The sequence below is a fragment of the Micromonospora sp. NPDC047707 genome (genome assembly GCF_040704235.1).
Classification (GTDB): domain Bacteria; phylum Actinomycetota; class Actinomycetes; order Mycobacteriales; family Micromonosporaceae; genus Micromonospora.
The window spans coordinates 1-10,340 of sequence record NZ_JBEYSU010000068.1; the positions used below are offsets into that span (position 1 = coordinate 1).

Sequence of the window (10,340 nt, forward strand, 5' to 3'; positions counted from 1 at the left end):
ACCCAGCTCTACAAACACCGCAACGTCGTCGAGCGCTGCTTCAACCGGCTCAAGCAGTGCCGCAGCATCGCGACCCGCTACGACAAGACAGCCACCTCGTACCAGGCCACCGTCACCATCGCCGCGCTACTGCAATGGCTGTGAACCTTTGAAGACACTGCCTAGCAGGAGCGGCCTCAATGGGTTGGACGGCAGCGGGCGTAGGTTCAGGACAGATACTCAAACAAGGAAGGAAGCCGCCACGTCAGGAATGGCGCGAACCGACACACGGACGGTTGACCGGGCCACCAGCATCAGCAAGCGCGGCCATCCGGCCCGGTGAGTGGAGTGGGGCGCGGGGCTAGGCGCGATTGCTGCCCGCCTGGGCCGCGTACTTCAAGCACGAGTTGACCGAGCGCCGTGGTCGAGGTGCTTGGTGTGTGATGGCCGCGGCTGCTGCCGGGGATCGTGGCCGGCTCGCCCCACGGCGTGATCCGGGTCTGTCACGCGGTGCGTACACTGTGCGGCACCGCGCACGCCCCGGCATGCCAGACCCTCGACGAGCTCGCCCACGGGCTGGCGTTCTGGCGGCGCGCTACCCCGAGCTGGGGTGGTCGCGCCGGATGGCACTCTCACACCCCAACAGGCTCTGCCAGCCGTCACCCGGCTCAAGGACCAAAGCGGCTTTATCGCACATCGGCTCGACCGGCTCGAGAGTAGCCCGGGCTGGACCGCGAGCCTGCGCGCGCTGGCGCCCGCCGCGTCCGCCGAGGAGGTCCCGATGCGGCTGGAGTCGCTCGTCGACGGCGCCGCTTGGGCATACCTCGGACTCGGCCACGGCTCGCCGGTCCTGCTGGTCCACGCCGCTACAGCGCCCAACGCCGTGCGGCATGTGCTCCCGGTCCTACCGACCGAGCAGTGGTTGCCGAGCCTGACGGCCGCCTGGGCGGCCGTGGCAGCGGTCGTCGCGACGTAAGCCCCGGCCCGGCCGGCCCCATCCGCGGAGATCGTCCGGCACTATCCGAAGGTAACGCGCGAGGACGCGCTCCAGCGGGCCGCCGAGCATGGCGACGAGCACGTCCTGAAGTTTGCCGACACGGCCGTCGAGTCGTACGACCGCGCGGGCGACCCCTGAGTTGCTTGCCGCAACCCTGCACGTCAGTGACTTGATCGACCGTCCTTGACACCCGGAAGGGCCAGGTCCTTGACGACCTTGGCCCGGACGTGAGCGACGGATGATGACCTTTACGTATGGGTGGTGGTCTTCTGCTTGAGGCGTTCGTTGGGGTCTGACCGCCGAAGCCGCCGTGCGGTCGATGGTAGTTGTAGTAGTCCTCCCACTCACGGCGCTTGTCGTTGAACACTTGCGCGTCGTCAATTAAAACCCTGCAGCACTCGGTAGACTCCTCTGCGTCAATACGGTGGGAACGCTCGACCTTGGCGTTCAGCCGCGGGGCGCGGGGCATGGGTTCGATGAACTTCACGTCGATCTGCACGCGGTGGCCGGCAGCTGCTTCTCGTAGCGCTTCCACCGCTTGTCGTGATGCTTGTAGCGCTGCGAGGCCGGCAGCCGACTCATGCCCAAGCGCTGGAGGATTCGCCACACCCCGGAATGCGCGATGTCGACGTCGTTGGTACTCCTGAGGTACATCGCGATCTTCGCTGGACAGATGTGGTAGTTTTGCCGCAGATAGATGATCTTCCCGACGACCTCGACATGAGTGGCGTTAGGGCTCGTCTTGGGCCGCTTCGAACGGTACGCAGCCCCTCGACGTTGGTGGACATAGATGGACCCCGTGCTGGCCGGAGATCCAGGCATGAATGATGTCCGTCAATTTTAGAAGAATCGGCTACGCATCCGGTGGGAACCCCGCGACGACATCCACGAAGCCTTCCTCGCCCTCGCCACCTGCATCATCATCTACCGACACGTCGCCCGGCATTGATAGGACCTCTAGGCCACAATCGGCGTGTTAGCAATCGAGATGCCGGAGCCGGAGGGAGCGTTACGTCCCCGGTTGGTCGAATAGCCGGATCCGGTGGACCAACGCGGCGGCCTGGCCGCGGTTTGTCACGCCAAGCTTGGCCAGGATCCTTGAGACATGCACGCTTGCCGTCTTCGCGGACATGAAAAGTTGCTGGGCGATCTGACGATTAGTGCTCCCTTCGGCGAGCAGTTCGAGCACCTCCAGCTCGCGCCCGGTCAAACCGTACGGGCTGGCAGGGGCATGTGCTGGGGCGCCAGCGGACTCTCCGCCGGCAGGCTTTTCCATCGATACTCGTGCTCGCCGGGCGAGCCCGGCCGCCTCGTCTAGCAGCGGATGAGCGCCGAGCTCGGCCGCCAGAGCCGCCGCGCGGGCCAGGTGCTTTGCGGCGAGCCCACGGTCGCCGTCGTTTGCCGCGCTTTCGGCCGCGTCCAACAACGCCGCAGCCGTCGGATGCGGCAATCCAGTCTTGTCCCATGCGGCGAGGGCCGCGGCCGCCGCGGCGCCGCGGACGGCAGGCTGCGCCATTTCGGCCGCGAACGAGGCGCGGTGTGCGTCCTCCCATGGCGTGCGCGCCGGGAGTTGGTTGGCGACGAAGGCGAGGCGCTCGGGCACCGGTTCGCCGCCGTTCCGCCATACGGCCGCCCTATGCGCCGCGCGGGCGGCGAGAACAAGTACCGGCCAGGCAAGCATCGGCTCCAGAGGGGCCGGGTGGGTGTCCAGGGCTCGCAGTACCGTCCGCACCGTTTCGGTCGGCGCGTGCCGGGCGAGGTGGATCTCGGCTTCCAGCCAGGTCCGCAGATAGAGCTCCCACGGTGTGTCCGCCTCGTCGCCGACTAGCTCTTTGATTCGGGTTGTGGTGTCCGCCGCGCGCCCCGTGTCGCCACGGGCAATCTCTATCCGACCGCGTAGGGCGAGCAGCGCTGCGAGGTAACCGGCCGGCGGCTCCAACTCCTCAACATGCGCAATGACCTCTAGCGCCTCATCCCACTGCCCAACAATCATTAAGGCTTCGGCGAGATATGTGGCAACCCGAGCGCCGAGTGTGCGCGAAAGGCCGGCTTGCCCGGCCAGCTGCAGCCCTTCACGTGCAATCTTGACCGCTTGGTGGTAGGCGCCCCTTTCTGTGAGCACGAAGGACTGCTCGATGTATGACCGTACCTCGAGCATCGGCACGGCGATCCGGCGCGCGGCCGCGCGGATCGGTTCGTACTCCTTGGCCCGCTCCAGGCGTCCCGCCTCGACGTCGAGGCCGACAAGGCTGATGCGGGCGTGGATCTGCGCATATTCGTCACCAACCTGGTCGGCGAGCGCCAGCGCCTCATTGGCGGCCGCGCGGGCCTGCTCATTGCGGCCCTCCACCCAGTACCGCTGGGCAAGGAAGCCGAGCAGACGCGCCCGGATGGCGGTCGGCGGATCAGACGGCACCAGTGCGATCGCCGACAGCAGGTCTTCCCGCGCACCGCGACGCCCCAGCCGGCGGCGGATTCGGGCCCGCCTCTCCAGAACCTGAGCGGCCACCAGCGGAAGACCGGCTGATTCGGCTGCCGCGATGGCGTCCGCCGCGAGGGTTAGCCCACGCTCCGGCTCGCCGCTCTCGTCGGCCGCCTCTACTGCGGCGCGCAGGACCTCAGCGCGGCTCATGCCAATCCGCTCCTGTGCGTCGGGCACTAATGGCCAGAGGCGGAGCACGCGGTTTAGCATGCTGAATCGTTCAGCATGAGCCAGCGCCGCACGCGCGGCCTCCCCGGCACGCCAAGCGGCGGTGAACGCGAAGGGAACATCACCTGCGGCGTGCCAGTGTCGCGCGATGTCTGCGGCGCGGCTCAGGTCGTCGGCTACAGTCTCGAAGGCCTCAGCGTAGCGACGGTGTATGTCCAAACGCCCACCGGGCAACAGCGCGTCATAGACGGCCTCTCTGATCAACTCGTGCCGGAATGCGTACCCGTCGTCCGTCGCGGTCACGACGCTGGCATTAACGGCGGGGTAAAGTGCCTCATCGACAGCGCCCGCGTCCATTCTGGACACCTTCATGAGGTCAGCAGGTGCAACTGCGGTGCCCGCCACGGCGAGGATGTTCAGCATCCGCTGCGTATGCTCCGGCAGCCGCTCGACTGCCAGCAGCAACAGGTGCCGGAAGGCAGAATTATCGCCAGGCTCGCTGGCTAGCAACGCCTCCACATAGAACGGGTTGCCACCGCTGCGTGCGATTAGGTCATCAAGTGTTGATCTGGACGGCCGGTGGCCCAGAATATCGGTGGCCTGCTCGGTGACCTCTTCTGCGCTCAGGGCTGGCAGTTCGATGGTACGGACTTTGCCGGAGCGCCGCAGGTCGAGGAGCATAGGCCGCATCGGGACGCCGTACGGCAAGTCGCGGTGTGTCGCCACGATCAAGATTCGCGCGTCATCGAGGCACGCCACCAGGAATCGCAAGAGATCCCAGGTGGACCGGTCTCCCCAGTGCACGTCCTCAATCCCCAGCACGATCCGCCGCTCGGCAGCCAGCCGCTCGAAGCAAAGCAGGACGGTCTCGAAAAGCCGACCACGCGCCACCGCCGCGGTCGAGGGTGGCGCGCCGAACTCCGGCAGGAGCAATGCCAAATCCTCGGCTGCGCCGGCCGGAAGCTGATCGATCAGATGCTTCAGACCGACCTGACGTACTGCTTGCCGTAGCGCGGCGACGAACGGCGCATACGGCGACGCATCCTCTCCCAATTCAATGCAGTGTCCGATAAGGATCATGGCATCGCCGGCGTACTGGTCGCAGAACTCCCGCAGCAGCCGGCTCTTGCCGATCCCGGCCTCCCCGCTCACCAGCACGGTCGTCGCCTGCTCGGCGTCATCCACATGCTCGTAGGCTTTCTGCAACTTCGCCATCGCGTCGGACCGGCCTACAAAACGCCCAGGCTCCACACCGCCCCCGATCACTCCGCCCTCCCGACGTCGTCACGCCAGCCAGCCTAGCTGTATGTTGTCTATGACTGTCAGCCACCGCTGGGGCGTCATCCCGTAGAACCCCTTCGGAACGAACCCGAAGAACCTTGGGTCTTATCGCCTACCCGCATGAGTCTGCGCTCAGTCGTTGCCTTGCAGCATTGCGGATGATCGGTCCGACCATTGCAAGGATCGCATATTCGGCGGACGGTTTACGATACGCGAATATGATTCTTCGGGGTGGTGGTGGGTCTGAAAGAGGAAGTGCGGCAATGTTATGGTTTCGCGTGTCGATGGCCATTGAAGGCAGCAAGGCAACACCAATGCCAGCTGCAACTAGCGCATGCACGGCTGCAGCATCTTCGCTTCGAGCCGCAACGGTTACCTCGTGGCCACGTTGGGAGAGTAGACGCAGCGCAAAGCAGCTTTCGGCGGGTGGCGGGCCGTCGGCAATCCATGGACGAGTTGTAAGCAGATGCTCCGCCACCGGCGCAGTCTTGACTAAACTGTCATTCGCGCTAACGCAAAGACGAAAGGGGTCTGATCCGATAACCTTAAGCTGAATGGACCTTGGTGGCTCGAGTTGCTTGTCAGCGAAGTCATAGACAAGAGCACAGTCCACAGCGCCATCTTGAAGAGCGGACAGCGCCACAGCGGGCTCAAACTCTTCGATGTGCATCGTTATGCCCGGCAGGGCCTTTGCGGCATTGAGCAAAATTGTAGCCGCTAAGGCGCGCATGGCACTCGGAAACAGAGCGAGGGTTGCTGTTCCCGTCTGTAGGCCAGCGAATGCTCGCATATCGGCCTCCGCTTCGGCCAGCTTGGCGAGTACCGCCTCGGCATGTGCAGCCAGTCGGACGCCGGCGTCCGACAACCGAACACTCCGAGGCCCCCGCTCCAGCACCCTGACCTGTATGGCGCGTTCAAGCGAGGCGAGCTGCTGAGAGACGGCAGACGGAGTGTATCCGAGGGCCGCTGCGGCCCCAGCGATCGAGCCCGAGCTGGCGACTGCGTGAAGCATCCGAAGGGCTGACACGTTGAGCATTAGCTCAGCTTATCCTAACAGGTAGCAACTATCGCTTGACCTGGTGCTGGCCGCAGATCACAGTGAGCGAATGCTCGATACCTTCCTTCAGTTGACAGCAGGGCCGCAAACTTTTTCAGCGCAACCTGCGACCCGTTGGGACCTACCAGGGCGTGCCTTCTGGGCCGGTGACTGGCAGCAGAGCGACAACAGCCAGCTGGTTTGCGACCCTGACAGTGGCGCACCTCTGGCAGTCGTTGCAGACACGACCGGCGATGAGATGCGCCGAGCCGTCGATGCTGCGGCTCGCGAGCGTGATCAAGGAGATGCTTGGCCGGCGTGGCAACGACGACGCGCCCTACATCAGGCGTCCCGGATCCTTACCGAGCGGGCTGAACTTTTCGCGTCAACGATTGCAGCCGAGGGCATCAAGACAATCCGCGAGGCCCGGCTAGAGGTGGCGCGCGCTGCCCACACCTTGCTTCTCAGCAGCGAGCAGGCGGGCTCACTAACTGGCCACACGCTTCCCTTCGATTCCTCGCCGCGGGGTGCTGGCCGATTGGGCTGGTACAGCCGTGAGCCCATCGGACTCGTTGCCGCCCTTACACCCTACAATGACCCTCTCAACCTTGTTGCCCATAAACTGGGACCAGCCTTGGTGGCTGGAAACGTGGTAGTTCTTAAGCCGGCCGAAGCCACGCCAATCGTCGCGCTACGGCTGGCCGAGGTCCTGTTGGAGGCGGGGGTTCCGCCCGGCCGGATCTCCATCTTGCCCGGCGGCCCTGAAGCAGGCCGCGCCCTCGTCACACATGACGAGGTTGATTTGGTGTCATTCACCGGTGGCTGGCGCACTGGCGACGCCGTTGCTAGAGCTGCGGGCGCTAAGAAGACGATGATGGAACTCGGTGGCTGTAGCGCTGTGGTCGTTCTCGCCGATAGCGACGTGAATACCGCTGCTCGTGCGGTCGCCCAGGGAGCTTTTGGATCGGCAGGACAAAATTGTATATCGGTGCAACGCGTATTCGTCGATGCTGAAGTCTTTGGTCCCTTTGTGTCTTGTCTGGCGGAGCACGCCGAAGCGCTGGTTGTCGGTCCGAAGGATGACCCGCAGACGGACATCGGACCGCTCATCTCTGAGCGGGAGGCACGACGAATCGAGGGCTGGATCGCTGAGGCTGCCGCTGGCGGCGCCCAAATTCTGACTGGAATGCGCCGCATGGGCTCCTTCCTCTGGCCGACGGTGCTGACTGGTGTGCCCAGTGATGCCTCGCTCATGACCCAAGAGGTGTTCGGGCCCGTGGTCTGCGTCGAATCGGTCGCGACAGTTGCGGATGCAGTCCGCCGCGTTAACGAGAATCAGTATGGGCTCCACGCAGGCGTTTACACGCGAACGATTGATACCGCTTTGATGATTGCCACGCAGTTGCGTGTCGGCGCCGTGATGATCAATGACACCAGTGATTTTCGTATCGACGAGATGCCGTTCGGCGGTTTCAAGCACTCCGGCGTAGGACGGGAAGGGGTCCGTAACGCCGTCGAGGCAATGACGGAGCCGAAAGTCATCGCGCTTCGGCTTCCAATCTCCGAGCAGCGCTGATGCTGCTAAGCTCAGTACGGTGTCAGCGTGGATGCCACCAACGCTCGGGCCCGCCAGCACGGGCGCTGGCGCATGTCGGCACCGCAGCAGCAGGTCGAGTCACCCGGCGTGTGTCCACGAAGCCCGCCGACCACGCCCTCGGACGGTCCTGTGGCGTGGGCTAAGGAGCCGCACCCGGCCTGCGAGCAGGGCGGCAAGCCGCTGTCGATGCTGCTGACCGTAAGGTAACGAGGTCAGCGCCAGCAGTCTGTCGCTGTGTCAGCCGGCCTCGGGGTGCCACGCCTCGGCCGGCCGCTCGCATACTCGGCTGACGGGGTCGGCCCACGCAAGCGGCGGATATCCGGTTCGTCCCGGTGTGCAATGGCAGTGTCGGCACGGGGTGTCAGCGAACTTGATTAAGCAGGAGTCGATCAGCCGATAACGGGCGGCTAGGGTCCTGGGACGGCGTCGGTCTGGACACACTTAAAAAATTGGGACGGTCGGGCCGTGTAGCGTTAAGCAGTTGGCGACGACAAAAGCCGGGTAGGGGTCGCTCCTCTTTCAGCCAAGCATCCGAAAGGCGCCTGTTTGAACTCGAAAGGAATGGCTGGGGCAGCGGCGGGGTTTAGGGCCGAAGTGCCGGTGCCCGCGCCGATACAATGACACGCCACATGAGCCGTATTGGACCGGGTAGCTTCGTGGTAAGCGGACAGGCGGATTAGGGGACGAGACGGGGGAACCAAGGCCGAGGTCGTGGTGTGGTGGCGATGAGAAAAGACACCTCCCAGGACCGCATTCGATGGGTTAGGTGTGAAGCAAATCTGGCAGCCGTAATCTGTGTAGATGCAGCTCCATCAGCTCCGGTACTTCGTAGCGGTCGCAGAACTACGACATTTCACCCAGGCGGCCGAGGCGGTCGGCATAACGCAGCCCTCGCTGAGTAAGCAAATTCACGCTCTGGAGGCCGACCTGGGGGCCCCGCTCTTCGAGCGGGTAAGGGGCAAGATCGGGCTCACCGCGGCGGGGGAGGTGCTGCTGCCGTTGGCCAAGCGGATCCTCGCCGACGTGGACACGGCGACCCGGGAGGTGCAGGAGCTGGTGGGCCTGCGGCGGGGCCGGGTCCGCCTCGGGGCGACCCCCAGCCTGGCCACCTCGCTCGCCCCGCCGGTGCTGCGCCGCTTCCGGGACGCCCACCCCACCGTGGACCTGCGGGTGGAGGAGGGCGGCTCGCAGGACCTGGTGCGTGACCTGCTGCGGGGCGACCTCGACCTGGCTCTGATCATCATGCCGGCGCAGGGCGCGGACCCGGGGCTGCGCGCCGATCCGATCCTGACCGAGAGCCTGGTGGTGGCCTCGGTGGACCCGGTGCCGACCGTGCCGCCCGGCGGGGACCTGCGCATCACCGACCTGCGCGACCAGCCGCTGGTCATGTTCCGCGAGGGCTACGACCTGCGGGACGCCACCCTCCAGGCGTGCCGGGCCGCCGGCTTCGAGCCGACCCTCTCGGTCGACGGCGGCGAGATGGACGCCGTGCTGAGCTTCGTCGAGGCGGGGCTCGGGATCGCCCTGGTCCCCGGCATCGTGGTGGCCCGCCGGCCCGGGATCCGGGTCACCCGGCTCGCCCCGCCGGGCGTCCGCCGCACGATCGCGGTGGCCCGCCGCCGGGACGTGGTGCCCACCCACGCCGGCCGCGAACTCCGCCGCATCCTGACGGAATACGTTCTGGACGCCACCGCCAGCGACAACCTTCCTCTGGGCGTCGAGCTGCTGTAGAGGTCAGCGACGCTCTTGAGACGGCAAGCGCTGTTCAAGCCGCCCCAACAAAGTCGTTGTACTTCGAGTGGCTTGTCTGCTTGGACGTGCACTGGGTGTTGGTCGCACCCAGACAGGACGATCGTCGCGTGCCCCGGGTATCGGCGACGCCATAGCTATTCCCTCTCACATGGTTCACCAGATCGAGGGCTAAAGGGCGGTACTAACGACTTCGTGCATGGTTGTCCGCGGCGTGGAGTTGCCCCCGGCTGGGGTAGGTCACATGGCGGTGATGGCGGCGATGGGTTTGCCGCGGTGGGTGTGTTGGTGGTCGGACAGTAGGCCGGCGATGGTGCGGATGGTGGTGTCGAGGCTGTCGCGGCGTCCGAGGTGGCGGGTCAAGCTGCGCCAGTTCTTCAGGTGGGCGATGGCGTGCTCGACGCGTACGCGGCGGCGGGCGTGCTCGCGGCGCTGGGCTGTACGTAGTTCGGCGATGCCGGGCAGGCGTTCCAGGGCCTTCTTGTGATGCCGCAGGGTCGGGGTGATTACCTGGCCGCCGGTTTGGGCGCTGAGGCCCTGATAACCGGCGTCGGCGAGGATACGCACCCCGGCGGTGTGGGCCAGCCAGTGCGTTAGACCGGCCTGGCGGGCTTGGGTGATATCGGCGGTGCTGCCGGGCACGGTGGCGCCGCAGAACAACAGCCGTCCCTGCGTGTCGCTGAGGACCAGGGTCTTGATCGCGTTGGTGCGCGACTTCCCGGACACGAACCGCTGCCGTCCGGCGCGGCCGGCGCTGGGATGCCGGACGCGGATCTCGGTGGCGTCCATCAACGCCGCCGCCCGCACATGCTCCAGGCAGGCGACCACGTCGGCCAGGGTGCGCAGCCGCACGCCGTCCTGCACTCGGCAGCCCCGCTCGGCCAGTAGCGGTCGGATTTCGCCCACCGCCCGTGTGATCGTGGAGCGGTCCACCCCGAACCACGCTGCCAACACATTGTCAAGCCCCGGGTTTGATGGAGAGTTGGTTAGCTGGTTTTCAGGGCTGCGGTGACCGGGTGGGTCATCGCGTGTAGTGCCTCGTGTTCGGCGG

At 65.6% G+C, this 10,340-nt stretch carries 8 protein-coding genes and 1 pseudogene; 4 read left to right on the plus strand and 5 right to left on the minus strand.

Going from position 1 to position 10,340, the window contains the following annotated elements:
* Together AB0873_RS30735 and AB0873_RS30740 are read left to right on the plus strand one after the other, a co-directional pair.
* The coding region (locus AB0873_RS30735; protein WP_366604153.1) for a transposase at nt 1-144 on the plus strand (144 nt) is incomplete at its 5' end.
* Nucleotides 145-760: 616 nt separating this feature from the next.
* A complete protein-coding gene (locus tag AB0873_RS30740; protein WP_366604155.1) occupies nt 761-955 on the plus strand; it encodes a hypothetical protein in 195 nt (64 codons plus the stop codon).
* 367 nt (nt 956-1,322) lie between these two features.
* On the opposite strand, the pseudogene AB0873_RS30745 reads toward AB0873_RS30740, so the two are convergent.
* From AB0873_RS30745 to AB0873_RS30760, 4 genes and pseudogenes are all read right to left on the minus strand, one after another.
* Nucleotides 1,323-1,445, minus strand: a pseudogene (locus tag AB0873_RS30745) (IS481 family transposase); the annotation flags it as partial.
* 14 nt (nt 1,446-1,459) lie between these two features.
* Nucleotides 1,460-1,630 carry a hypothetical protein gene (locus AB0873_RS30750; protein ID WP_366604142.1) on the minus strand — a complete coding sequence of 57 codons (171 nt, stop codon included), beginning with the start codon at nt 1,628-1,630 and terminating at the stop codon, nt 1,460-1,462.
* Nucleotides 1,631-1,985: 355 nt separating this feature from the next.
* The gene (locus AB0873_RS30755) at nt 1,986-4,892 is read right to left on the minus strand and encodes an AAA family ATPase (RefSeq protein WP_366604144.1); all 2,907 of its coding nucleotides are present in this window, start codon (nt 4,890-4,892) and stop codon (nt 1,986-1,988) included.
* 127 nt (nt 4,893-5,019) lie between these two features.
* The gene (locus AB0873_RS30760) at nt 5,020-5,943 is read right to left on the minus strand and encodes a LysR family transcriptional regulator (protein ID WP_366604145.1); all 924 of its coding nucleotides are present in this window, start codon (nt 5,941-5,943) and stop codon (nt 5,020-5,022) included.
* Between the two features lie 70 nt (nt 5,944-6,013).
* Between AB0873_RS30760 and AB0873_RS30765 the strand changes: the two genes are divergently transcribed.
* On the plus strand, nt 6,014-7,519 hold the full coding sequence (locus tag AB0873_RS30765) for an aldehyde dehydrogenase family protein (RefSeq protein WP_366604147.1): 1,506 nt from the start codon (nt 6,014-6,016) through the stop codon (nt 7,517-7,519).
* An 822-nt stretch (nt 7,520-8,341) separates the two neighbouring features.
* On the plus strand, nt 8,342-9,271 hold the full coding sequence (locus AB0873_RS30770) for a LysR family transcriptional regulator (RefSeq protein WP_366604149.1): 930 nt from the start codon (nt 8,342-8,344) through the stop codon (nt 9,269-9,271).
* A gap of 258 nt (nt 9,272-9,529) precedes the next feature.
* Here the strand turns inward: AB0873_RS30770 and AB0873_RS30775 are convergent, their stop codons facing one another.
* Nucleotides 9,530-10,222 carry a transposase family protein gene (locus AB0873_RS30775; RefSeq protein ID WP_366604151.1) on the minus strand — a complete coding sequence of 231 codons (693 nt, stop codon included), beginning with the start codon at nt 10,220-10,222 and terminating at the stop codon, nt 9,530-9,532.
* Between the last annotated feature and the right edge of the window lie 118 nt (nt 10,223-10,340).

What these genes read in the sequence shown, in the direction of transcription:
- AB0873_RS30740 (WP_366604155.1), top strand. Translation starts at nt 761, where the DNA reads ATGCGGCTGGAGTCGCTCGTCGACGGCGCCGCTTGGGCATACCTCGGA.
- AB0873_RS30750 (WP_366604142.1), bottom strand. Translation starts at nt 1,630, where the DNA reads ATGTACCTCAGGAGTACCAACGACGTCGACATCGCGCATTCCGGGGTG.
- AB0873_RS30760 (WP_366604145.1), bottom strand. Translation starts at nt 5,943, where the DNA reads ATGCTCAACGTGTCAGCCCTTCGGATGCTTCACGCAGTCGCCAGCTCG.
- AB0873_RS30765 (WP_366604147.1), top strand. Translation starts at nt 6,014, where the DNA reads ATGCTCGATACCTTCCTTCAGTTGACAGCAGGGCCGCAAACTTTTTCA.
- AB0873_RS30770 (WP_366604149.1), top strand. Translation starts at nt 8,342, where the DNA reads ATGCAGCTCCATCAGCTCCGGTACTTCGTAGCGGTCGCAGAACTACGA.